Source organism: Pseudomonas sp. Pse35 (assembly GCF_024519715.1).
GTDB lineage: Bacteria > Pseudomonadota > Gammaproteobacteria > Pseudomonadales > Pseudomonadaceae > Aquipseudomonas > Aquipseudomonas paracarnis.
Genome location: NZ_JALJRP010000005.1, coordinates 111,565 through 135,822, shown reverse-complemented (window position 1 = coordinate 135,822; position 24,258 = coordinate 111,565). Strand labels below are relative to the sequence as shown.

At 61.3% G+C, this 24,258-nt stretch carries 20 protein-coding genes; 11 read left to right on the top strand and 9 right to left on the bottom strand.

Annotated elements, in window-relative coordinates; genetic code table 11:
- The first annotated feature begins 82 nt into the window (after positions 1-82).
- From OC445_RS06330 to OC445_RS06310, 5 genes are all read left to right on the top strand, one after another.
- Complete coding sequence (locus OC445_RS06330) at positions 83-1,510, top strand: coniferyl aldehyde dehydrogenase (protein WP_054917018.1); 1,428 nt, start codon at positions 83-85, stop codon at positions 1,508-1,510.
- 29 nt (positions 1,511-1,539) lie between these two features.
- The gene (locus tag OC445_RS06325) at positions 1,540-2,085 is read left to right on the top strand and encodes a hypothetical protein (protein WP_020301931.1); all 546 of its coding nucleotides are present in this window, start codon (positions 1,540-1,542) and stop codon (positions 2,083-2,085) included.
- A 53-nt stretch (positions 2,086-2,138) separates the two neighbouring features.
- On the top strand, positions 2,139-3,734 hold the full coding sequence (locus OC445_RS06320; protein ID WP_198790976.1) for a GMC family oxidoreductase: 1,596 nt from the start codon (positions 2,139-2,141) through the stop codon (positions 3,732-3,734).
- A gap of 103 nt (positions 3,735-3,837) precedes the next feature.
- Positions 3,838-4,317 (top strand): pantetheine-phosphate adenylyltransferase, encoded by a 480-nt coding sequence (gene coaD / locus OC445_RS06315; protein WP_262020024.1) that lies wholly within the window; start codon positions 3,838-3,840, stop codon positions 4,315-4,317.
- Positions 4,318-4,479: 162 nt separating this feature from the next.
- Positions 4,480-4,731: a YfhL family 4Fe-4S dicluster ferredoxin gene (locus OC445_RS06310; protein ID WP_003195146.1), complete on the top strand. Its 252-nt coding sequence runs from the start codon at positions 4,480-4,482 to the stop codon at positions 4,729-4,731.
- A gap of 123 nt (positions 4,732-4,854) precedes the next feature.
- Here OC445_RS06310 and mutM read toward each other — a convergent pair whose 3' ends face one another.
- Together mutM and OC445_RS06300 are read right to left on the bottom strand one after the other, a co-directional pair.
- Positions 4,855-5,667, bottom strand: a complete 813-nt coding sequence (mutM, locus tag OC445_RS06305; protein ID WP_003195148.1) for a bifunctional DNA-formamidopyrimidine glycosylase/DNA-(apurinic or apyrimidinic site) lyase — start codon at positions 5,665-5,667, stop codon at positions 4,855-4,857.
- A 21-nt stretch (positions 5,668-5,688) separates the two neighbouring features.
- On the bottom strand, positions 5,689-6,501 hold the full coding sequence (locus OC445_RS06300; protein WP_169918786.1) for an HDOD domain-containing protein: 813 nt from the start codon (positions 6,499-6,501) through the stop codon (positions 5,689-5,691).
- Between the two features lie 277 nt (positions 6,502-6,778).
- Here OC445_RS06300 and OC445_RS06295 point away from each other — a divergent pair, with 277 nt between their 5' ends.
- The 3 genes from OC445_RS06295 to ilvD all read left to right on the top strand — a co-directional run bounded on the left by OC445_RS06295 (position 6,779) and on the right by ilvD (position 11,362).
- A complete protein-coding gene (locus tag OC445_RS06295; RefSeq protein ID WP_005792302.1) occupies positions 6,779-7,975 on the top strand; it encodes a class I SAM-dependent rRNA methyltransferase in 1,197 nt (398 codons plus the stop codon).
- A 125-nt stretch (positions 7,976-8,100) separates the two neighbouring features.
- Complete coding sequence (locus OC445_RS06290) at positions 8,101-9,291, top strand: MFS transporter (protein WP_262020023.1); 1,191 nt, start codon at positions 8,101-8,103, stop codon at positions 9,289-9,291.
- A 229-nt stretch (positions 9,292-9,520) separates the two neighbouring features.
- On the top strand, positions 9,521-11,362 hold the full coding sequence (gene ilvD / locus OC445_RS06285; RefSeq protein WP_262020022.1) for a dihydroxy-acid dehydratase: 1,842 nt from the start codon (positions 9,521-9,523) through the stop codon (positions 11,360-11,362).
- 205 nt (positions 11,363-11,567) lie between these two features.
- On the opposite strand, the gene OC445_RS06280 is transcribed toward ilvD, so the two are convergent.
- From OC445_RS06280 to OC445_RS06265, 4 genes are all read right to left on the bottom strand, one after another.
- Complete coding sequence (locus OC445_RS06280) at positions 11,568-14,009, bottom strand: TonB-dependent siderophore receptor (protein ID WP_198790974.1); 2,442 nt, start codon at positions 14,007-14,009, stop codon at positions 11,568-11,570.
- Positions 14,010-14,138: 129 nt separating this feature from the next.
- Positions 14,139-15,086, bottom strand: coding sequence for a FecR family protein (locus OC445_RS06275; RefSeq protein ID WP_054898692.1), 948 nt, complete (start codon positions 15,084-15,086; stop codon positions 14,139-14,141).
- Entirely contained in the window at positions 15,083-15,616 is a 534-nt protein-coding gene (locus tag OC445_RS06270) for an RNA polymerase sigma factor (protein ID WP_034128963.1), read from the bottom strand. The genes OC445_RS06275 and OC445_RS06270 overlap by 4 nt, the downstream gene beginning before the upstream one ends.
- A gap of 213 nt (positions 15,617-15,829) precedes the next feature.
- Complete coding sequence (locus OC445_RS06265; protein WP_054898691.1) at positions 15,830-16,891, bottom strand: hypothetical protein; 1,062 nt, start codon at positions 16,889-16,891, stop codon at positions 15,830-15,832.
- 242 nt (positions 16,892-17,133) lie between these two features.
- Between OC445_RS06265 and OC445_RS06260 the strand changes: the two genes are divergently transcribed.
- Positions 17,134-18,525, top strand: coding sequence for an L-cystine transporter (locus tag OC445_RS06260; protein ID WP_054898690.1), 1,392 nt, complete (start codon positions 17,134-17,136; stop codon positions 18,523-18,525).
- Positions 18,526-18,584: 59 nt separating this feature from the next.
- Here OC445_RS06260 and OC445_RS06255 read toward each other — a convergent pair whose 3' ends face one another.
- The gene (locus OC445_RS06255) at positions 18,585-19,133 is read right to left on the bottom strand and encodes a dihydrofolate reductase (RefSeq protein ID WP_262020021.1); all 549 of its coding nucleotides are present in this window, start codon (positions 19,131-19,133) and stop codon (positions 18,585-18,587) included.
- Positions 19,134-19,202: 69 nt separating this feature from the next.
- On the opposite strand from OC445_RS06255, the gene OC445_RS06250 reads away from it, so the two are divergent.
- Both OC445_RS06250 and OC445_RS06245 read left to right on the top strand, forming a co-directional pair.
- Positions 19,203-20,582 carry a DUF2868 domain-containing protein gene (locus OC445_RS06250; protein WP_054898688.1) on the top strand — a complete coding sequence of 460 codons (1,380 nt, stop codon included), beginning with the start codon at positions 19,203-19,205 and terminating at the stop codon, positions 20,580-20,582.
- Positions 20,575-21,942, top strand: coding sequence for a DUF3482 domain-containing protein (locus tag OC445_RS06245; RefSeq protein ID WP_054898687.1), 1,368 nt, complete (start codon positions 20,575-20,577; stop codon positions 21,940-21,942). Before OC445_RS06250 ends, OC445_RS06245 begins: the two co-directional genes overlap by 8 nt.
- A 29-nt stretch (positions 21,943-21,971) precedes the next feature.
- Here the strand turns inward: OC445_RS06245 and OC445_RS06240 are convergent, their stop codons facing one another.
- Both OC445_RS06240 and OC445_RS06235 read right to left on the bottom strand, forming a co-directional pair.
- The gene (locus OC445_RS06240; protein ID WP_054917032.1) at positions 21,972-23,099 is read right to left on the bottom strand and encodes a TIGR03364 family FAD-dependent oxidoreductase; all 1,128 of its coding nucleotides are present in this window, start codon (positions 23,097-23,099) and stop codon (positions 21,972-21,974) included.
- 123 nt (positions 23,100-23,222) lie between these two features.
- Positions 23,223-24,236, bottom strand: a complete 1,014-nt coding sequence (locus tag OC445_RS06235; RefSeq protein WP_034128970.1) for a putative 2-aminoethylphosphonate ABC transporter substrate-binding protein — start codon at positions 24,234-24,236, stop codon at positions 23,223-23,225.
- Between the last annotated feature and the right edge of the window lie 22 nt (positions 24,237-24,258).

The window sequence follows — 24,258 nt, the reverse complement described above, 5'->3', positions numbered from 1 at the left end:
GGATGTTACTGCAATGTTATTTGACAATTTAGAGCAACGACTCTAAAAATCCAGGCAGACCAATAACAATCGGTGCCGCGCCATGTCTGCCAACGTTGCCTACCTGCAAGATTCCCAGGCGCTGGATCAACTCCAGGACCTGTTCGACGCCCAACGCCGCGCCTATGCCGCCAACCCGATGCCGCCGGCCGGGCAGCGCCAGCAATGGCTCAAGGCTCTGCGGGATCTGTTGAGCGACGAACGCCAGGCGCTGATCAATGCGATCAGCCAGGATTTCAGCCATCGCAGCGCCGACGAAACCCTTTTTGCCGAATTGATGCCTAGCCTGCATGGCATTCACTACGCGAGCAAACACCTCAAGGGCTGGATGAAACCTTCCCGCCGCGCTGTAGGCATTGCCTTCCAGCCCGCCTCAGCCAAAGTCATTTACCAGCCACTGGGCGTCGTCGGCGTCATCGTGCCGTGGAACTACCCGCTGTACCTGGCCATCGGCCCACTGGTTGGGGCATTGGCTGCCGGTAACCGAGTGATGCTCAAGCTCAGCGAGTCCACGCCGGCCACCGGTGAGCTGCTCAAGGCGTTGTTGGCCAAGATCTTCCCCGAGGACCTGGTGTCCGTCGTGCTGGGCGAAGCTGACGTGGGCATGGCGTTTTCCAAGTTGCGCTTCGATCACCTGCTGTTCACCGGCGCTACCAGTATAGGCAAGCACGTGATGCGTGCGGCGGCTGAAAACCTCACGCCGGTGACCCTGGAGCTGGGCGGCAAATCGCCAGCCATTGTCTCGGCCGACGTGCCGCTCAAGGATGCTGCCGAACGCATCGCTTTCGGCAAAGCCTTGAACGCCGGACAAACCTGCGTGGCGCCAGATTATGTGCTGGTACCGGAAGATCGCGTGGAGGGCTTTGTCGAGGCGTATTCCAAAGCCGTGCGCGGGTTTTATCCGACGCTGGCCGACAACCCGGACTACACCGCCATCATCAACGAGCGCCAACTGGCCCGGCTCAATGCCTACGCCAAGGACGCCACCGACAAAGGCGCCACCTTGATCCCGCTGTACGAGCAAGGCCAGGCGCGGCGAATGGCCCACAGCCTGCTGTTGAATGTCAGCGACGACATGACCGTGATGCAGGACGAAATCTTCGGCCCGCTCCTGCCCATCGTGCCGTATCGCGGCCTTGACCAAGCCTTTGCCTACATCAACCAGCGCCCTCGCCCACTGGCCTTGTATTACTTCGGCTACAACAAAGGCGAACAAGCGCGGGTGCTCCACGAAACCCATTCCGGCGGTGTGTGCCTGAACGACACCTTGCTGCACGTCGCCCAGGACGATATGCCGTTCGGTGGCATCGGCCCGTCAGGCATGGGCCATTACCACGGTCACGAAGGTTTCCTGACGTTCAGCAAGGCCAAGGGTGTGCTGGTCAAACAGCGCCTGAACGCAGCGAAGTTGATCTACCCGCCCTATGGCAAGTCGATCCAGAAGCTGATCCAGAAGCTGTTTATACGCTGATAACCGCCACCTTCGGGACTATAAAAACAATGAACCCCAGCCTGACTGATTCACCCGCGCTGTCACGGCGCGGCGTCTTGAAAATCGGCCTGTGTGCCAGCGCCTTCCTCGCCACCGCCGGGTTGGGCGCCAGCCTCAGTGGTTGCTCCAGCAGTACGCCGGCCAGCGGCTTTGCGATGTTGCGCACCAGCGACTTGCCGTTCTTGCGGGCGGTAATCCCGGTGCTGCTAGAAGGCGCGGCCAGTGCCGAACAAGTGCTTGCAGGTATTGAGGGCACCCTGAAAAAGCTCGATTACAGCCTGCAGCACTTGTCGCCCGAGATGTTCAAGCTCACCCAGCAATTATTCGACGTACTGGGCATGGGCATTACCCGCGGCCCACTGACCGGTATCTGGGGCAGTTGGGAAAACGCCAGCAGCGAACAGATCCGCAATTTCCTGCACCGCTGGGAAAACAGTTACCTGAACCTTTTGCGCATGGGCCAGGGCTCGCTGCTCAAACTGGTGATCATGGCCTGGTACTTCCGGCCCGAGTCCTGGGCCCATTGCGGCTACCCCGGCCCGCCCAAGATCTAGCCTGGGCAATCCCCCAAGATTGCATCTTCCGACAAGAATAAGAGAGCACACCTATGCCCGTACCCGATCTGTTCCGCGACGGCCTGGCCCGTGGCTGGAAAACCCACAATGGCGCCGCCCTGGATCACGACCTGACCCTGGAAGCGGATGTCGCCATCATCGGCAGCGGCGCCGGGGGCGGTACCACCGCCGAAATCCTCAGCGCCGCCGGCTACAAAGTGTTGCTGATCGAAGAAGGCCCGCTCAAGACCAGTAGTGATTTCAAGCTGCTGGAAGACGAAGCCTACGCCAGCCTTTACCAGGAAGGCATCGGCCGCATGAGCAAGGACGGCGCTATCACCATCCTGCAAGGCCGGGCGGTGGGCGGTACCACCTTGATCAACTGGACCTCCAGCTTTCGCACCCCTGACGCTACCCTCGCGCATTGGGCCAGCGAATATGCGGTCAAAGGCCACAGCAGCGCCGAAATGGCGCCCTGGTTCGAAAAAATGGAACAGCGCCTGGGCATCGCGCCCTGGGCGCTGCCGCCGAATGCCAACAACGATGTGATCCGCAAAGGCTGTGAAAAGCTCGGCTACAGCTGGCATGTGATCCCGCGCAATGTGCGCGGCTGCTTCAACCTGGGGTATTGCGGCATGGGCTGCCCGGTCAACGCCAAGCAGTCAATGCTGGTGACGACCATCCCGTCCACCCTGGAAAAGGGCGGCGAACTGCTTTACCTGGCCCGCGCCGAACGGCTTATCTACAGCGGCGACACCATCAGCAGCCTCGAATGCGTGGCCATGGACGACCGCTGCGTAGCGCCCACAGGGCGCAAGATCAGGGTGAAAGCCAAGCACTATGTGCTGGCGGGCGGCGGCATCAACAGCCCGGCCCTGCTGATGCGCTCCGACGCGCCCGACCCACACTCGCGGCTGGGCAAGCGCACCTTCCTGCACCTGGTCAATTTCTCCGCTGGGCTGTTCGACGAGGTGATCAACCCCTTCTACGGTGCGCCGCAATCCATCTACTCCGACCATTTCCAATGGCAGGACGGCACTACCGGCAAAATGTCCTACAAACTGGAAGCACCGCCCCTGCATCCAGGCCTGGCGAGCACCCTGTTTGGTGGCTATGGCAACCAGAACGCCCTGGACATGAACCAATTACCCCACACCCACGCCATGCTCGCCCTGCTGCGCGACGGCTTTCACCCCGACAGCCCGGGCGGTACGGTGGAGTTACGCGGTGACGGCACCCCAGTGCTCGACTATCAGGTCTCGCCCTACGCCTGGGACGGCCTGCGCCGGGCCTTCCACAGCATGGCCGAGATTCAGTTCGCGGCGGGGGCCAAATCGGTCAAGCCCCTGCATCACGACGCGCGCTTTGTGAACAACTTGGCCGAAGCGCGCAGCGTAATCGACGGTCTGAGCCTGGAGCTGCATCGCACCACCCTGGGCAGCGCCCACGTGATGGGTGGTTGTGCCATGGGTGAAGATCCGAAAGATGCCGTCGCCGACAGCCTGGGTCGCCATCATCAGTTGCGTAACCTGTCGATCCACGATGGCTCGCTGTTCCCCACCAGCATTGGCGCCAACCCGCAATTGTCGGTGTACGGATTGACCGCGCAACTGGCGAGCGCATTGGCCGAACGTCTGAAAACGGCATGAAAAGACAGGGTATTCACGGTATCTATCTACATAAGTCGACTTGGCCCACCGGTAATGCTGCGATACCATCCGGTTCCCCAACGGACTCCGCAAGGACGACGCGATGAACCGAGTGTTGTACCCAGGTACCTTCGACCCGATTACCAAAGGCCATGGCGATCTGGTCGAACGCGCCTCTCGCCTGTTCGACCATGTGATCATCGCGGTCGCGGCCAGCCCCAAGAAAAACCCGCTGTTTCCCCTGGAACAACGTGTGGAGCTGGCGCAAGAGGTCACCAAGCACCTGCCGAATGTGGAAGTAGTGGGCTTTTCGACACTGCTGGCGCATTTCGCCAAGGAGCAGAACGCCAATGTGTTCCTGCGTGGCCTGCGTGCGGTGTCGGACTTCGAATACGAATTCCAGCTGGCCAACATGAACCGCCAATTGGCGCCGGCCGTGGAAAGCCTGTTCCTCACGCCGTCGGAGCGTTATTCGTTCATTTCCTCGACGTTGGTTCGTGAAATCGCTGCTTTGGGCGGAGATATCACCAAGTTCGTGCATCCAGCTGTAGCAGACGCACTGACATTGCGCTTCAAGAAGTAAGGCTCATTGTGGCGAGGGAGCTTGCTCCCGCTGGACTGCGCAGCAGTCCCAATCCTTTCATCCCTCACCACAGAGACAGGCTCGCACTGCGGGCGTCAATGCGGCACAATTGCGCGCATTAGTTTTCAGATGCCTTGGCAGAGTGCCCTGGCAGGAGTTTCCATGTCCCTGATCATCACCGACGATTGCATCAATTGCGACGTCTGCGAACCCGAGTGCCCGAACGCCGCCATTTCCCAAGGCGAAGAGATCTACGTGATCGACCCCAACCTGTGCACCCAGTGCGTCGGCCACTACGACGAACCGCAGTGCCAGCAGGTATGCCCGGTCGATTGCATTCCTCTGGACGAGGCACACCCTGAGACTGAAGAGCAGTTGATGGAGAAGTACCGCAAGATTACCGGTAAGGCCTAAGCCTCTTCATTGCCCGTAAAGGCCTCATCGCAGGCAAGTCAGCTCCCACACTTGGATATGTGAATACATTCAAATGTGGGAGCTGGCTTGCCTGCGATAGCAATCTCAGCCCTCACCCAACCATCAGCTCTGACACCTAGGGCAAAACACACTCGCCCGCTGCCCCAGCACCACATTGCGCAGCTCAGTGCCGCAGACCTTGCACGCCTCGCCGCCCCGGCCATACACGAACAGTTCCTGCTGGAAATACCCCGGCTGCCCATCGCCGCCGATAAAGTCCCGCAACGTGGTACCGCCCCGCTCGATGGCAGCGGCCAGCACCCGCTTGATCTCAATCGCCAGCTTCAAATAACGCCCGCGTGAAATTCCCCCGGCGGCGCGGCGCGGGTCAATCCCCGCTGCAAACAGCGCCTCTGTCGCATAGATATTACCCACGCCTACCACCACCGCGTTGTCCATGATGAACGGCTTCACCGCCATCGACTTGCCGCGAGACAGCTGGAACAAACGCTCGCCATCAAACAGGTCGGTCAACGGCTCCGGCCCCAGCCGCATCAGCAACTCATGGTTGTGCGGGTCGAGGCTCCAGAGCATCGCACCGAAGCGCCGCGGGTCGGTGTAGCGCAGGGCCATACCCGATTCCAGCTCGATATCCACATGTTCATGCTTGGCCGCCGGCATACCTACCTCCACCAGGCGCAAGTTGCCCGACATGCCCAGGTGGCTGATCAAGGTGCCCACCTCGGCATTGATCAACAGGTATTTGGCCCGGCGCTCCACCAGCACGATGCGCTGCCCTGACAGGCGCACATCCAGGTCTTCCGGAATTGGCCAGCGCAGGCGCCGCTCACGCACTACCACGCGGCTGACGCGCTGGCCTTCCAGGTGCGGGGCAATGCCGCGTCGGGTGGTTTCGACTTCTGGTAACTCGGGCATGTGTACCTCTTGAATGACGGGTCAGTGCGCGCCCAGTTCGCGGATCGACAACTTCAGGCTCTCGAAGTCGTAGTCCGACAGGCCCACGTAATCCAGCACCAGGTGGCCGATGGCATTCCACTCATGGTCCACCGCCTGGTTACCCAGTACGCGGTAAGACGAACAGATATGCTCCGCCATCTTCAAAATGGCCAGCAGGTTCTTGAGCTGCGGGTTGCGCGTCGTCTCATCGCTGAAAATCACCAGGGCGTTATGGTGATTGGCGATGGCGTCGGTGACATGCTCCGGCAGGCGCCAGGACTTGGCGGTGTAGTAGCCGACTACCGCATGGTTGGTGTGGAACGCATTGTTCTCGGTATCGACCACGCGGCAATCCGGGCCGGCGTTGGCGTAAGCCTGTTCCAGCACGGACATGTAGTTGGGGAAGCGCTTGAGCATCAACGGCACGCCGCAATCGTGGAACAGGCCCAGGGCATAGGCTTCGTCGACGGTTTGCGAGCCGGTGCGCTTGGCCAGTGTGAGGCAGGTCATGGCCACATCCTGGGCAGTGTCCCAGAAGCGGTTGAGGGTGACGATGGTGTCGTCGCACATCTCGCCCTTGATTGACTGCGCGTTGATCAAATTGATGATCGAGCGGCTGCCCAACAGGTTTACCGCGCGCTGGATCGATGCAATTTTGTTGCTCAGGCCGTAATACGGCGAATTGACGATCTTGAGCAGCGCGCCGGACAAGCCCGGGTCCTGGGAGATCAACCTTGCAATCACTTCCAGGTCCGGGTCGGGCATGTACTGCTCCATCTGCAAATCCACCATGATTTGCGGTTGGGGCGGCACGCTGATGCCTTGCAGGGCCTGTTGGATCTGCTCGGGGGAAAGCTCTTGGGACATAAGTACACACTCTGGGCTAGGCGCGAATTCTACCCCTTATGCCGATGTGGCCGACACCCAAAAACCCAACTGAAACCCGATCGAATGTGGGAGCTGGCTTGCCTGCGATAGCCTCACCACCGTACGTCTGATACACCGCGCCGCCCGCATCGCAGGCAAGCCAGCTCCCACATGAAAGAGTGCGCAAAGGGTATACTCCCGCTCTTTTTTCCGGAGCGACGTCATGTCCCTGCCAAGCCTGCGTCTCAAAGCCAACGCCGATCGTCGTTTGCGCAACGGCCACCTGTGGGTCTACAGCAACGAAATCGACGTGGCCGCCACCCCACTCCACGGCTTCCAGGCAGGTGACCAGGCTATCCTGGAAGCGGCCGGCGGCAAGACCCTGGGCATCGTGGCCATGAGCCCGAACAACCTGATCTGCGCCCGCCTGCTGTCGCGCGACATCAAGTTGCCGCTGGACAAGTCGCTGCTGGTGCACCGCCTCAACGTCGCGCTGTCCCTGCGTGACCGCCTGTTCGACAAGCCGTTCTACCGCCTGGTCTACGGTGATTCCGACCTGCTGCCGGGCCTGGTGGTCGACCGTTTCGGCGACATCCTGGTGGTACAGATCGCCTCGGCGACCATGGAAGCCCATAAAGAAGATGTGATTGCCGCGCTGACCCAAGTACTCAAGCCCAGCGGCATCCTGTTCAAGAACGACTCCGCCGCGCGTGACGCCGAAGGCCTCAACCGCTACGTCGAAACCGTGTTCGGCCTGGTGCCGGAGTGGGTGGCGCTGGAAGAGAACGGCGTGAAATTCGAAGCCCCGGTGATCCAGGGCCAGAAAACCGGCTGGTTCTACGACCACCGCATGAACCGCGCCCGCCTGGCCCCGTATGCCAAGGGCAAGCGTGTACTGGACCTGTACAGCTACATCGGCGGCTGGGGCGTGCAAGCCGCCGCCTTTGGTGCCAGTGAAGTGTTCTGCGTCGACGCTTCGGCCTTCGCCCTCGACGGCGTAGAGCGCAACGCCGCGCTGAACGGCTTTGCCGAGAAGATGACCTGCATCGAAGGCGACGTCTTTGAAGCGCTTAAAGAACTGAAAGCCAGCGAAGAACGCTTCGACGTGATCGTCGCCGACCCACCGGCCTTCATCAAACGCAAAAAAGACATGAAAAACGGCGAAGGCGCCTACCGCCGCCTCAACGAGCAAGCCATGCGCCTGCTCAGCAAAGACGGCATCCTCGTCAGCGCCTCGTGCTCCATGCACCTGCCGGAAGACGACCTGCAAAACATCCTGCTCACCAGCGCCCGCCATCTGGACCGCAACATCCAGATGCTCGAACGCGGCGGCCAAGGCCCGGACCACCCGGTGCACCCGGCGATTGTCGAGACGCGCTACATCAAGAGCATTACCTGCCGGTTGCTACCCAATAGCTGATGCTGTTCCCCTGTAGGGACTTTCGGGTTCCTACAGGTTTTCAGGAAATGTCGTACTGCCCCAGGCTTTGACTTTCCGTAGCGCAGACTCGATCCTCGCCCCTCTCATGGAACCGAGGCTCGCGCATGTCGAAGGCAATTACACAGGCTGAAAAACCGCTCTTGGTTTTCTGGCTGATGACCATGACTTTGCTGGGCGTCTTCCCCCTTGACGTCGTACTGCCCTCCTTTCCCGCCCTGGCTGAACACTTCCATACCTCGACCACCCATATCGCTCGATCCGTCAGCCTGTTCGCCATTGGATTTTCCTGCTCAATGCTGCTGATCGGCCCGCTGTCCGACAGAATCGGTCGCAAGAAGCTACTCCTGGCCAGTATGGTAGTAGCCATCCTGGGTGCAGTCGGGTGTCTGGCCGCCAGAAACACGCCCCAATTCCTGTTCTTCCGAGTCATTCAGGCCATAGGCTGCGGTGGTTTCATACTGTCCCAAGCGCTGGTGCAGGACCTTTTTTTCGGCAGGGAACAGGAGCGGTTGCGCATAGCAATGGCCACGGCCGGAGGCATTTTCATCTCGATTTCCCCAGTGCTGGGCGCATGGCTGCAATTGCACTGGGGATGGAAAGCCAGCTTCTACGCGTTTATCGCCCTCTGTGCCGCAACGTGGATTATGGCTCACCGATTACTGCATGGCGGCTTCCCTCCAACCGCGCCAGGCGAGCGGGGTATTTTCAGGGCCTACGCCAAGGTTTTCGCCAACAGACATTTCGCCAGCTACGCCACGATCTCCGCGATCACCTTCGCCTGTCATTTCTCATTCATCGTTGTGTCACCGCTCATTTTCATGGACCAGTTAAAGCTGTCACCCCATGAGTACTCATTGACCTTGCTTCTCTACGGCGCCGCCTACGTAGTGGGTGGCCTCTGTGCAGGCGTCCTGCACAAACGGCTGGCGGCGGCTACCCAGATGGCAGTCGGGCTGGTTCTGATCGCTATCTCTGGCGTGGTCATACTGCTGTTGGCCTACCTTTTCGGCTTATCAACCCCGACAGTGTTGGTGCCCATGCTGCTCTGCACGGCGGGCACCACCATCACCCGGCCCATGTCCAACTCCAAGGCCATGAGCCTGTTTCCAGACAATGCGGGAGCCGCGGCTTCCGCCGTTGCGGCAGTGCTGTTCATTGCTGGCGGCTGTATCAGTGCGTTTATCAGCACCTTTACCCACCAGTTGAGTACTTCGCTTGGCTTGTGTTTTCTGATCCTGAGCCTCGCCGCCCTTGCGTTGAACTCATGGGCAAGGCGCCACCCGCACGTCCTGTAGCGGCTAACTTCAAGGTTGCGCCCATTCCCTCCAGCCGCCAGCGGTGTAGAATCGGCCCTATTCATCGCCAGTCATCCCCCGGCGGGTTTATGAGCTCGAGGCCCAAGCAAGCGGCGATCCCGCGACGCGAGTGGCAACTTCCGGACACACGGCCATTTTCTGAGTGTTCCAGTCGTCAATTAGAAGCTCACTCCCCTTTAGTACTTGATTAGCCGCCCGGAGTGCTCCAATGCCTGATTACCGCTCGAAAACATCCACCCACGGCCGCAACATGGCCGGTGCGCGCGCACTGTGGCGTGCCACAGGGATGAAAGATGACGACTTCAAAAAGCCGATCATCGCGATTGCCAACTCGTTCACCCAGTTCGTGCCGGGCCATGTCCACCTCAAGGATCTGGGCCAACTGGTCGCCCGCGAGATCGAACGCGCCGGTGGCGTGGCTAAAGAATTCAACACCATCGCCGTGGACGACGGCATCGCCATGGGCCATGACGGCATGCTGTATTCCCTGCCGAGCCGCGAGATCATCGCTGACTCCGTGGAGTACATGGTCAACGCCCACTGCGCCGACGCCATCGTGTGCATTTCCAACTGCGACAAGATCACCCCCGGCATGTTGATGGCTGCCTTGCGCCTGAACATCCCGGTGATCTTCGTCTCCGGCGGGCCGATGGAAGCCGGCAAGACCAAACTTGCCTCCCACGGCCTCGACCTGGTCGACGCCATGGTGATCGCCGCCGATTCCAGCGCTTCTGACGAGAAGGTCGCGGAATACGAGCGCAGCGCCTGCCCGACCTGCGGTTCGTGCTCCGGCATGTTCACCGCCAACTCGATGAACTGCCTGGTGGAAGCCTTGGGTCTCGCCTTGCCGGGCAACGGTTCCACACTGGCCACTCACAGCGACCGCGAGCAGTTGTTCCTGCAGGCCGGCCGCACCATCGTCGAGCTGTGCAAGCGTTACTACGGCGAGAACGATGAGTCGGTGTTGCCGCGCAATATCGCCAACTTCAAGGCGTTCGAAAACGCCATGACCCTGGACATCGCCATGGGCGGTTCCACCAACACCATCCTGCACCTGCTGGCCGCGGCCCAGGAAGCCGAGATCGATTTCGACCTGCGCGACATCGACCGCCTGTCCCGTCACGTGCCGCAACTGTGCAAAGTCGCGCCGAACATCCAGAAGTACCACATGGAAGACGTGCACCGCGCCGGCGGGATCTTCTCGATCCTCGGCTCCCTGGCCCGTGGCGGCCTGCTGCACACCGACCTGCCGACCGTGCACAGCAAGTCCATCGCCGAAGGCATCGCCAAATGGGACATCACTCAGACTGACGACGAAGCCGTGCACACCTTCTTCAAGGCCGGCCCGGCCGGTATTCCGACGCAGACGGCGTTCAGCCAGTCGACCCGTTGGGACACCCTGGATGACGACCGTGAAAACGGCTGCATCCGCAGTGTCGAGCACGCCTACTCTCAAGAAGGCGGCCTGGCCGTGCTGTACGGCAACATCGCCCTCGACGGCTGTGTGGTCAAAACGGCAGCTGTGGATGAGTCCATCCACGTCTTCGAAGGCCGCGCCAAGATCTACGAAAGCCAGGACAGCTCGGTACGCGGCATCCTCGCGGACGAAGTCAAGGAAGGCGATATCGTGATCATCCGCTACGAAGGCCCCAAAGGCGGCCCGGGTATGCAGGAGATGCTTTACCCCACGTCCTACCTGAAATCCAAAGGCCTGGGCAAAGCCTGCGCCCTGCTGACCGACGGCCGTTTCTCCGGCGGCACGTCAGGCCTGTCCATCGGCCACGCTTCGCCGGAAGCCGCTGCCGGTGGCGCGATTGGCCTGGTGCAGGATGGCGACAAGGTGCTGATCGACATCCCGAACCGCTCGATCAACCTGTTGATCAGCGATGAAGAACTGGCAGCACGCCGCGTTGAGCAGGACAAGAAAGGCTGGAAGCCAGTGGAGAAGCGCCCGCGCAAAGTCACCACCGCATTGAAGGCCTACGCGTTGTTGGCCACCAGTGCCGACAAGGGTGCCGTACGCAACAAAGCCATGCTCGACGGCCTGTAAGCCCCGCGCATAAAAAAGCCCCGCCAGGTGCGGGGCATTTTTATGCCTGGAAATCCCATATGGGACGGGGCTTACCCCTAATGCCAGTGTAGGAGCGAGCTTGCTCGCGAAAAGCGTCAACGATAACGCGTACTTACTGAATAAACGCGGTGCCTTTGAGTTTTTCGCGAGCAAGCTCGCTCCTACAGCAATGATGCGTCAAGCTTTAGAACTGTGGGGTATAGGTCATGGTGAACATCACATTGCGTGGGTCCCCGTAGTAATTGCTGCCCCAGTTCGCGTTGTAGGCCGGGATGTAATACTTCTTGTCGAACATGTTGTTCAGGTTTGCCGCCACGGTGAATTCCTGGTTGATCTTGTAGGCCACCCGCGAATCCCACAATGCATTGCCCGGCACGCTGAACGTACGGTCATAGGCTTCGGTGCTGCTTTGCGCGGTCACACCGGCACCCACGCTCCAATGTTGCCAATCGCCCGGCAACTGGTAATCACCCCAGACCTTGAGCAAGTGCTTGGGGGTCCAAGTGCTGAAAATCTTGCCTTGGTAGGTGTCGTCCTTGAGGAATTCAGTGGTGTTGTAGGTGTAGCTAGAGGCCAGCTGCAGGCCTGGCAGCACCTCACCACTGAGTGTGGCTTCAAAGCCTTGGCTGCGGACCTTGCCAGAGGCGACCGAGCAGTACCAACCATTGCAGTTCATTGGCCCTTGCAGGTCCTGCACGCTACGGTTTTCCTGATCGTAACGGAAGATCGCAAACGAGGTATTGAGGCGCCCGTCAGCCAGCTCTCCCTTGATGCCCAACTCGTAGTTTTTGCCCTCGATAGGCTTGAGCAGGGAGCCGGAGGTGGTCAGGTTGGTTTGCGGCTCAAAGGCATCGGCATAGCTGGCGTAGGCCGACCACTGCTCGTTGAGCGCATAGACCAGGCCGGCGTAGGGCGTAACCTTGCCATTGGACTGGGTGGTATTGTCCTGCGGGGCACCATATGTGCCTTTGAAACCACTCTGGCCAATGTAGGAATAGTCATACCAACTGGTACGCGCACCGACGATCAACGTCAGCGGGTCCAGGGCTTTCACACGCCAGGTGCCATAGATGCCTTTCTGGCGAATGTCATACCAGCTCTTCGAGGCGGCACCCTCCTGGAACAATTGGTATTTGTCGCGCTGTGGGCGGTTGTGGTCGATGTTGAAGATATCCGCGCCGGGGTTTGAAGCCCGTGCCCACTGGTCGTCGGTGGTGAGCTTGGAATAGTTGGCGCCCAGCACCACTTCCTGCTGGAAGCCCAGCCCCTCAAACTTGCCGTTTACATACACATCCGCGCCGCGGCTCTTGGTATTGAAGTCGGTGATCCAATCTACATAGGGCACAGTGCCACCGCCGACGGGTACCGTGTCCCACGTCGCCTGGTAGGTTGCGTCGTTGTGCTCATCCATGGCTACCAGTGCGGCTTTCACTTTCCAGTTATCGTTGAAGCGGTGCTCGATGTCGGCAAACACCTGAGTCTGATTGTTGACGCTGCGGTTCCAACTGGCGCCGACAAATGTCGAACGCGGCAGACCGATATCACTGCCGTCGGCATAACGGGGCAACGACATGAAGTTGGGGCGCGAATGGCCCTTCTGGTTACTGATGCCCAGGCCGACGGTGGTGTCGGGAGTGAAATCGTAGTCGACGGCGCCATAAACCGTCTGGTTCCAGCCGCCCGCATAGTCGACGAAGGAGTCGGTGGTGTCGTAATCCGCCACGAAGCGTCCGCGCAAGGTGCCTTCGGCGTTCAGCGGGCCACCGACATCGACCTGAGTGCCGTAGTGGTCCCATGAGCCAGCCTTGGCGGTAATGGTCGCCGTCGGCGCTTGCTGCCCGCGCTTGCGCACCAGGTTCATGGTGCCGCCGGGGCTGTTGGCACCTTGCAGCAAGGCGGCCGGGCCGCGCAGCGTCTCGACGCGGTCGTAAATGGCCATGTTTTCGGTGAGATAGCTGCCCAAGGTGTAAGTGTTACGTGGAATCCCCACACCGTCGTATTGCAGGGTGCCAACCTCGAAGCCACGGGAGAAGATGAACATACCGGAGCCGGGAGACTTGGTCGCTGTCAGGCCGGGCGTGCGCTTGACCACTTCAGAGAGCTTGGTGGTGTTCTGATCATCCATCTGCTTGCGGGTCATGACGCTGACCGACTGCGGGATGTCCTTGAGTTTTTGCTCGCCCTTGCCCAGGGTCACGGCCCCCGTGGTGTACGAGCCCGTGCCTTCGGTGGTGACGCCCAGGCGTTCGGCCGTGATGGTGGTGGCGCCCACTTCCAGGGCAGAACCTGGTACCACACGTTTTTCCAGGGTGACGGTATCGGCATTGATAAACGCCGCGCTCAGTCCCGTGCCGCCGAGCAGTTGCCCCAAGGCTTCACGCTGCCCCAGGTTGCCCTTCACACCCGGCGATATCACCCCCTGGGTCAACTCCCCATTCACTAGCACCTGAACCCGCGTCACCGCCGAGAACGCCGCCAGCGCAGCGTCCAGGCCCTGCCCGGGAATATCGAAGCGGTAGGTCTGGGCCTGCTTGGCCTCAGCGGCCTGCAGGTACGACGGCGCGATACAGCTGGCCAAGGAAATGGCCAAGGCCAGCAAGGGCCGTGTGGCGAATCGGTGTGCCATGAATGGTGCTCCCCGGTACAAAAGTCTGTGATCGGCGCCGCACTACTTGAGAGTGCTTACTATTTACGCCTCAGTGATCAAGGACGATGGCTTGCGGGGAAACCCTGAAAATATTTTGAGAAATTGCCGTCAGGACGCATTGCCTTCACGCAACACCAGCAAATACGGGGTGTAGTGCTCGGCACGCAGGCTGAGGGTGTATTCCAACGCCTTGAGCACGGCATCGGGCTTGTCGATTTCGAACACGCCGGACACTACCCGACTGCGCAACGCATCACCGAGCACCAGCGTCTTGCCGGGCCAGTAACGGTTCAGTTCAGAGACCACCACCGACAAAGGTTGCTGACGGAACACCAGTTGCCGCTGACGCCAGGCAAAGCCGCTGGCCGGGTCGAAACCGTGGACGTGTGCAAGGTGCCGGCTCTGATACTCCACGGCCCGCCCCGGTTCCAGATAGACCGGCGTGCCGCTCCCTGCACTGACTTCAACCTTGCCCTGCGCCACCTGCACACGCGTCTGGTCATCACGCCGCGCCACACTGAACTGGGTGCCGACCACTCGCACCCAGCCGTCGCCCGACTGCACCACGAAGGGCCGTGCGGGGTCCTTGGTCACATCGAAGAAACCTTCGCCACGCAGCAAACGAATCTGCCGCTCACCCGCAGTCATGCGGATTTGCACCGCACTGTCGGTGTTGAGCTGAAGGTGGGAACCATCGGCCAGTTCGATGGTGCGCGACTCGCCAGTGCCGGTGGCGTAGTCGGCACGCAAGCGGTCAAGCCAGGGAGTGTTCTGCACGATCAGGCCCACGGCCAGCAACACGGCAGCCGCATACGCCCAGCGCCGAAGCGGTTTACGCCAGTTGGCCTGCTCGCCACGGCGAATGACGCGCGCCGGCTCACGCAGGCCGCCGAGCATCGCCTGCACTTCCTGCCAGGCATCATCCTGGGCCTGGCCCTGACCGAGCCACGCAGCAAAGGCGTCCATTTCAGCCGGGGTCAAGTCCTCGGCGTGCAGGCGGAAATACCAGCCGGACGCCTCTTCGAACAACACATCAGCAGTAGGCAGGGCAGTCATGACCGACGTCCTTGTGCATCGCAGGCTAGGCGCGTCTTGATGTACCCACGGCATTCAATCAAGGCGCGACGCAATTGGTATTCCACACTGCGCGGGCTGATCGACAGGCGTTCGCCAATCTCGCGGTAGGAAAGCTCGTCGACATGATAGAGCAGGAAGATCTGCCGAGTCGCCTCGGGCAGGCCCAGGATCGCATCCTGCATCAGTTGCTCCTGCTGATAGGCGGCCAGTTGTTCGTCGGCACCGGGGTTGCTGCAGGGCAGTTCTTCGCTCGGTGCGCCGGCATCCAGACGCTCGCGGCGGATAGCCTGGCGCTGGTGGTCGCGCACCAGGTTGCTGGCAATGGTGAAGAGGAACGCGGGTAGGTTATCGATCTTCTCGCCGGACTCCAGGCGCGCCAGGCGCAGGAAGGATTCCTGGGTCAGGTCGGCAGCCACCTGGGCGCTGCCGGTGCGGCGCGTGACGAAGGCTTCGAGGGCTTTCTTCTGCTCCGCGAACAGGCGCGCGATCTGCGTATTCCAGGAGGACACAGCACTACCTTGAGAAGAACGGACGGTTCAGGGAGTGCGCACGCTAGCAAAGAATGAGATTAGTTCGCAATTGATATCTATTTTGCCTTTGAGTCTGCGGTGTTCTTAAGACCGCCTTCGCGGGCAAGCCCGCTCCCACAGTTGACCGCTCCCCAACATGAGAATGCGGTCGACGGTGGAAGCTGGCTTGTCTGCGATGCAGGTGACTCGGTCTTACTGGATCTCTTCCGGCTTGACGATCACCCAGTTCTTGTCCGCCGTCACCGGCAGCCCTTCCTTGGCTTGCGCCGCCGCGTGCTTGGCGATCATACCGTTGAGTTGGGTCATGTACTTGTCTTTGCGGTTGATCCACAGGTGGACGCCGCCCTTGGCCACGTCCACATCGTGGAACAGCATGTAGCCGTCGCTGGTCGGTGTGTCACCGCCGACAATCACTGGTTTTTTCCATTCGTCGATGTAGGTGAGGATCGCCGCGTGCTTGCCGGCCATCCAGGTCGCCGGGGTCCACAGGTAGGGGGTCAGTTCCAGGCCGAGGTTGCTCTTCTCGTCATACTTGCCGGCAGTGATCTGTTTGCGTGCGGTGGTCAGCTCGCCGGTCTTGCGATCCTTGAGCAAGGTGGTCACGCCGATGACGTTCTGGGGTTTGACGTTGTAGCCGTACTTCGGATCAGCCGCGACCATGCGCACCAACTCCTCGGACGCGGCGGTCATCACATATACCTCGATGCCGTTTTCCATCAGTTTGTTGTACAGCTCGGCCTGGCCGGTGAAGACTTTTGGCGGCTGTACCTCGGATTTTTTCACCACGTCGCCTTCGAAATAGCTGACCGGCACGGGCTTGCCGGAGGCCATAAGCTCGTCGACCTGCACTTTGAGTTCCTTGAGGGTGAAGCCGGAAAAAATCTGCGCAACCCAGGGGTAGCAGACCATGTCGTCGACTTCACACAGGCGATAGTAGTAGCTGAACAGACTTTCCTTATGGTCGGCGGTGTCTTTGAAGGGGATAAGCTTGAGCGAAGGGTCCATGGTTTCGCGGGTGATCAGGCCCTTGTTTTCCATGAACGGCAGCAAGGACTCTTCAAGGTCGTAGCGGTAACTGGTGTTGTCCATATCGAACACCGCGTAGTTACCCTTGTTGGCGTTGGCGGCGATCATTTCATTGAGTTGTTTGGCGGCAGGTGCCGGCCAGTGTTTCAACTCGGTGGCGGCAAACGCCTGGCTGGCGAGCCCGAGGCAAAAGGCGGCGGATAACAGTAGTTTCGGCGCGAGCTTCATAGGCGTTGTCTCCCTCAAGTGAAAGACATCGACGCTAACAAATCCGTATGACACTTATCGCCCGAGCGCGACCGCTGACGTCGCGATTGCGCCAAGCGCATACGCCTGGGCGTCAAACGCTTATTCCAAAAACGACAGTCGCCATTCCATATTGGTATTAAATCAATATATTTCAAGCTGTTAGGCTTCCCGGTTCGCAATCGCAGGCTCACGCGATTGGCTGCCTTCTCAACGGAGCTTCAATGAATCTGCCCCTGATTCTCAATTTATTGGTGTTCGTGGCCCTGTTGCTGGGCCTGGCACAAACTGGCCGTACTAACTGGAGCCTCGCCAAGAAGGTGCTGTTCGCCCTGGTGCTTGGCGTGCTGTTCGGTGCGACGTTGCATACGATCTACGGCGACGGCAACCCGGTGCTCAAAGCTTCGATCGGCTGGTTTGACCTGGTCGGCAACGGCTATGTGCAGCTGCTGCAAATGATCGTGATCCCGCTGGTATTCGCCTCGATCCTCAGTGCCGTGGCGCGCCTGCACAACGCCTCGTCCCTGGGCAAGATCAGCTTCCTGACCATCGGCACGCTGCTGTTCACCACGGCCATCGCGGCCCTGATCGGCATCGGCCTGACCAACCTGTTCGGCCTCACTGCCGAAGGCCTGGTGGCCGGCACCCAGGAAATGGCGCGCCTGCAAGTGATCCAGAGTGATTACGCGGGCAAGGTTGCCGACCTGAATATCCCGCAGTTGCTGCTGTCGTTCGTACCGGCCAACCCGTTCGCCGACCTGGCCCGGGCCAAGCCGACGTCGATCATCAGCGTGGTGATTTTCGCCGCGTTCCTTGGGGTTGCCGCGCTGCAACTGCTCAAGGACGACGTGGAAAAAGGCCAGAAAGTCCTTAACGCCATCGACACCCTGCAAGCCTGGGTGATGCGCCTGGTGCGCCTGGTGATGAAGCTGACCCCCTACGGTGTGCTGGCGCTGATGACCAAAGTGGTCGCCGGTTCCAACCTGCAAGACATCATCAAGCTGGGCAGTTTCGTGGTGGTGTCGTACCTGGCCCTGGGCCTGATGTTCGTGGTGCACGGCCTGCTGCTGTCCTTGGCCGGGATCAACCCGCTGCGCTTCTTCCGCAAGGTGTGGCCGGTGCTGACCTTCGCCTTCACCAGCCGCTCCAGCGCTGCAAGCATCCCGCTGAGCATTGAAGCGCAGACCCGTCGCCTGGGCATCCCGCAATCCATCGCCGGCTTCGCCGCCTCGTTTGGCGCGACCATCGGCCAGAACGGTTGTGCCGGTCTTTACCCTGCGATGTTGGCGGTGATGGTCGCGCCGACTGTGGGCATCAACCCGTTGGACCCGCTGTGGATCGCGACCCTGGTGGCGATAGTGACCTTGAGTTCGGCGGGCGTTGCCGGCGTGGGCGGCGGTGCGACCTTTGCCGCGCTGATCGTGCTGCCGGCCATGGGCTTGCCGGTGTCACTGGTGGCGCTGTTGATTTCCGTGGAGCCGCTGATCGACATGGGCCGTACGGCGTTGAACGTCAATGGTTCGATGACGGCGGGGGCGATTACCAGCCAGATCATGGGGCAGACGGATAAAGCGTTGCTGGATGCCGATGAGCATGCCGAACTGGCGCAGGCATAAAGGCTTATAACCTGTAGGAGCGAGCTTGCTCGCGAAGAACCTGAGGGCGCCGCGTTCATTCAGAATGCACGCGTCATCGTTGACGATCTTCGCGAGCAAGCTCGCTCCCACACCTCGAAGTTGTAGGCCGGCTTATCACCTTCAGCCGGATTTTCGACATTCGACACCAGCTTCCACTGGTTCCCATCAAACTGCGGAAACCACGCATCCCCTCCCGGGCTCAGCGCCACGCGGGTCAGGTACAAGCGATCGGCCTGTTCCAGCCCCTGCGCATACAACTGCGCGCCGCCAATCAGCATCAGCTCGTCCACGCCTTGCGCCTTGGCCCATTCCTCAGCGCGCTCGACCGCTGCACCCAGTGAAGGAAAAACTTCCGCACCTTCCAGCACAAGATCGGTCTGACGGCTGACCACCAGGTTCAAGCGCCCCGGCAGCGGTCGGCCCAGGGAATCCCAGGTCTTGCGCCCCATGATGATCGGCTTGCCAAGGGTGGTGGCTTTGAAATATTTGAAATCCCCCGGCAAATGCCAGGGCATGCTGTTGTCGACGCCGATCACACGGTTTTCACCGAGGGCTGCGATCAGGCTTAAAGGGAGAGTTTTTTTCATGGCGACGAGAATACCAGAGCGGCGAGCCAGCGGTTATGCTCCAACCTCATCAACACGACAGGACGGCGCGTGACTGCACTGAACCCGCTGCACAGACTTTGGCTGACAGAAACCGTGCGCCTGCGGGAAGAACACGCCGGCCCTCTGGAAGACCTGGAAGCCAACCGCTTGGCCCGCACCGCCGGGGGCGACCTGGCCACGCGCATCCAGCAGCGTGCGCTGCACCTGGCCGAGCGCGATGGTTTGGCCGCCGCGCTCAGCCGCTGGCTGCAAGGCGCACGCCTGGCGCTGGTGTTACTGGCGGCGGTCGCCGTCATCAGCGGCGCCGGTTTGGCGTTCGCCGCGCTGGGTAATGGCCTGGCCCCGGTGAATGTGTTCTGGGCCTTGGGCAGCCTGCTCGGCCTGAACCTGATCTTGCTGATCAGTTGGGCCCTGGGCCTGCTGTTTGCCGGCGAACACAGCGCCAGCCTTGGCCGGCTGTGGTTGTGGCTCAGCGAGAAACTGGCCCGTGACGCCAAGGCCGCGCAACTGGCCCCGGCGTTGTTGCTGTTGCTGCAACGGCAAAAACTCAATCGCTGGGCGGTGGGTGTGCTGGTCAACAGCTTGTGGTTGCTGGCCTTGCTCAGCGCCCTGGTGATCCTGCTGACTCTGCTCGCCACCCGCCGCTATGGGTTTGTGTGGGAAACCACCATTCTCGGCGCCGATACCTTTGTCGCCGTGACCCAGGCCCTCGGCACACTCCCGGCTCTGCTCGGTTTCAATGTGCCCACCGTGGAGATGATCCGCGCCAGCGGCGACTCCGCGCTGAATATCGAAAGCGCCCGCCAGGCCTGGGCGGCCTGGCTGGTGGGCGTGTTGCTGGTCTACGGTCTGCTGCCGCGGTTGATCCTTGCCTTGCTGTGCCTGTGGCGATGGAAACGCGGGCGCGCAGCGTTGCACCTGGACCTCAACCTCCCCGGCTACGCCCAACTGCGCGAACGCCTGATGCCCAGCAGCGAGCGCCTGGGGGTCAACGATGTGGCGCCCGATCACCTGCACTCGATCAGCGGCGGCGCAAGTGAGCTGGAGAGTGATGGCGCCTTGCTGGTCGCCATCGAACTCGACGACCAACACCCTTGGCCCCCCAAACTGCCTGCCAACGTCAAGAACGCCGGCATCCTCGACAGCCGCGAATCACGCAACAAACTGCTGGAGCAACTCAGCCGTTTCCCACCCGCGCGCCTGGCCATCGCCTGTGACCCGCGCCGCTCGCCCGACCGTGGCAGCCTGGCACTGATCGCCGAGCTGGCACGCAGCGCCACCGACACTCGCGTATGGCTGCTGCAGGCACCACCGGGCCAGGCGCTGGACGCCGAGCGCCTGGGCGACTGGCATGCCGCGTTGCAACAGCTTGAAGTGTCGTTTGCCGATTGCGCGCCGCTCACTTGGCTGGAGACAGGTCATGACTAAACCGCTGAAACTCGCCGTGGTCGGCCATACCAACGTGGGCAAAACCTCATTGTTGCGCACCCTCACCCGTGATGTCGGCTTTGGCGAAGTGTCCCATCGCCCCAGCACCACGCGGCACGTCGAAGGTGCACGCCTATCGGTAGATGGCGAAGCTTTGCTGGAGCTGTACGACACTCCCGGCCTGGAAGACGCCATCGCCCTGCTCGATTACCTGGAACGCCTCGACCGCCCCGGCGAACGCCTGGATGGCCCTGCGCGGCTGACGCGTTTCCTGGAAGGCAGCGAGGCGCGCCAGCGTTTCGAACAGGAAGCCAAGGTGCTGCGCCAGTTGCTGGCCTCCGATGCCGGCCTGTACGTGATCGACGCTCGCGAGCCGGTGCTGGCCAAGTACCGCGACGAACTGCAAGTGCTGGCCAGTTGCGGCAAGCCGTTGTTGCCGGTGCTCAACTTTGTCAGCAGCAGCGACCACCGCGAACCGGACTGGCGCGAAGCCCTGGCCCGCCTCGGCCTGCATGCGCTGGTGCGTTTTGACAGCGTGGCACCGCCCGAAGACGGCGAACGCCGGCTGTATGAAAGCCTGGCCCTGCTGCTGGAAAACTCACGGCCGCAGTTGGAACGCCTGATCCTCGATCAAGAAGCCCAGCGCCAGGCTCGCCAGCAAAGCGCCGCCCGCTTGATCGCCGAACTGTTGATCGACTGCGCGGCCTGCCGTCGCAGTGTGACAACCGAGAATGAGCCCCAAGCCGTCAGCGACTTACGCAAGGCCGTGCGCCAACGCGAACAAAAGTGCGTTGAAGCCCTGCTCAAACTGTTCGGCTTTCGCCCACAGGACGCGGCGGCCAGCGACCTGCCGCTGCTCGACGGTCGCTGGGGCGATGACTTGTTCAACCCCGAAACCCTCAAGCAACTTGGCGTGCGGGTCGGCGGCGGGATAGCTGCCGGAGCCGCTGCCGGTGCTGGCGTGGATCTACTGGTCGGCGGCCTGACCCTTGGCGCCGCGGCCCTGGCAGGCGCTATCGCCGGTGGCGCCCTGCAAACCGCACGCAGCTACGGCAGTCGCCTGCTCGGCAAGATCAAGGGCCAGCGCGAGCTGACCGTCGACGACAGCGTGCTGCGCCTGCTAGCCCTGCGCCAGCGCCAGTTGCTCAAGGCCCTGAACCTGCGCGGCCATGCGGCAATGCACAGCATCAAGGTCGATACGCCCCAGGACAAAACCTGGCGCGAGGGCAAACTGCCCGACGCCTTGAACAAAGCCCGCGCCTATCCGCAATGGTCATCCCTCAATCCCCACGCGAAACTAAGCCAGGCCGAGCGCCAAGAGCAGGTTGAAGCCCTGGCCCAACGCCTGGACCAGACCTGAACCGCCAATGCCTGCCTGTTCCGGGTTCATCACGCTTCTCCCCATAACCTGCGGATATTGCGCTCGGCCATGGCCGGCCCCACGCTCATCCCTACGCCGGTGTGCATCAAGGCAGCGCTGACGCCAGGTGCCGCCTGCACAAACGAAAACGGCCCGGGGCCGCGAGCGCCGTAAACGCCTTGCCAGCGCTCGACCACCTGAATGTTGCACCCCAGGGTCTGCTGCGCCAGCTCGATCATCCAGTCATCGATCTGCTCGGCATTGAAGGGCGACGGGTCGCTGTCGTAATGGTGGGAGTCGCCGATGATCAGTTCGCCATGGGGCGTGGGGCTGATCAGTAGGTGAATGCCGTGTTCCTGCAGATGTGGCGTTTCGCGCAGAATCTGCGCCTGGACCACAGCGGCTTCCGGCAGGTCGGCGAAAGCGCCGTAATGCACGCAACTCAAGCCGGTGAGCAGCGCGTGTTGCAGGTTCAGATTAAGCACCGGCCGCGCACGCAGCATTTGCAGGCGGCAGGTGTGCGGGTTGAGCGGGGCGATGGATTCGGCCAGCAGGGTCTGATAGTCGTGGCCTGAACAGACAACGATCTGCTCCCCGCGAAAGCTGCCGGCCGTGCTGTGCAGTTGGCCCGGCTCTACGTCACGTACCAGCGTGGAGAAGTGAAACTCCACGTGCAAGTGCTGGCTCAGGTAATGGATCAGCGCCGGGATCGCCTCGCGGGAGTACAACTGCTGGTCATCCTTGCCATGCAGGGCGGCGCGGTGATGGCGGAACTGGCCGGCGTACAGGTCGTTCATGGCAGCGCCCTGCAGCAGCTCGACGTTGTAGCCGTGCTCCCGCGCGCGCCCGGCGCAGAAGGCTTCGAGCAGATGTTCTTCGGCTTCGGTGCGGGCGAACAGGTAGGAGCCATTGCGCTTGAGCGCCAGGCCCGCCGCTTGCGCCCACTGGCCCCAGATTTCGCGGCTTTCCCGCGCCAGGTCCAGCATTGGCCCTGGTGGTTGACCGGTGACCAGTGCCTGGCCGAAGTTGCGCACTGAGGCGCCCAATGGCGTGGCGCTGCGCTCGAACACCTTGACCTTGAGGCCGCGCCTGGCGGCGGCATAGGCGTGGGAGAGGCCGAGGATGCCGGCGCCGACGACTAACAGATCACTACTCATACTGTCCTCTGGTTCCCGCGCTCCGCGTGGGAATTCATCCGGTGACGCTCCGCGTCACGACCTTTAAAAGCGGACGCGGAGCGTCCAGAGCGGCGTTACCACGCGGAGCGTGGGAACGATCGGTTACTGTTTTTCCGACTTACCGTCATAACGCTTACGCCATTCGGCCAGGATGCTGTCACGGTTCCTGGAAGCCCAGACAAAGTCGTTCTTGATCAACCGTTGCTCATAGTCCGCCGGCAATTCGGTCTGCGGCTTGGCGATACCCGGTTGCGCGAGCACGGCGAAGTTTTCCTTGTACAGGTCCATCGCCGCGGTGCTGGCAGAGAAGTCGGCGAGTTTTTTCGCCGCGTCGGCATGGGCAGTGCCCTTGATCACAGCGGTGGCTTCGATCTCCCAGCCCAGCCCCTCTTTGGGCAGGATGATCTCCAGCGGCGCGCCCTGGCGTTTGAGCTGAACCGCCGGGTATTCGAAGGAAATGCCAATCGGGAACTCACCGGACGCCGCCAGCTTGCACGGCTTGGAGCCGGAGTGAACGTACTGGCCGATGTTCCGGTGCAGGTCGTCCATGTACAGCCAGCCTTGCTTCTCGCCGAAGGTCTGGAGCCAGGCGCTGACATCCAGGAAGCCGGTGCCTGAAGACGCCGGGTTAGGCATCACGATCTTGCCCTTGTATTCGGGCTTGGTCAGGTCCTGCCAGCTCACCGGTTTGGTGAGGCCCTGCTTCTCGGCTTCGACGGTGTTGAAGCAGAGGGTGGCGGCCCACACGTCCATGCCCACCCAGGCCGGAGGGTTGGCGGCGTCGCGGTAATGCTTGCCGATCTTGTCCAGGTCCTTGGGCGCGTAGTTGTCGAGCATGCCTTGCTGATCGAGGATCGCCAGGCTGGAGGCGGCCAGGCCCCACACTACGTCAGCCTGGGGGCGGTCTTTCTCGGCCAGCAGTTTGGCGGTGATGATGCCGGTGGAGTCGCGCACCCACTTGATCTCGACGTCGGGGTTGGCCTGTTCGAAAGCTTTTTTGTAGGTCTTCAATTGCTCGGCTTCAAGGGCCGTGTACACGGTCAACTCGGTCTTGGCGAAGGCATTCAGACTGAATGCCGTGAGGACTGCAGCGACCAGCGCCAGGGGCTTGAACATGGAGCACCTCCTTCAGGAATGT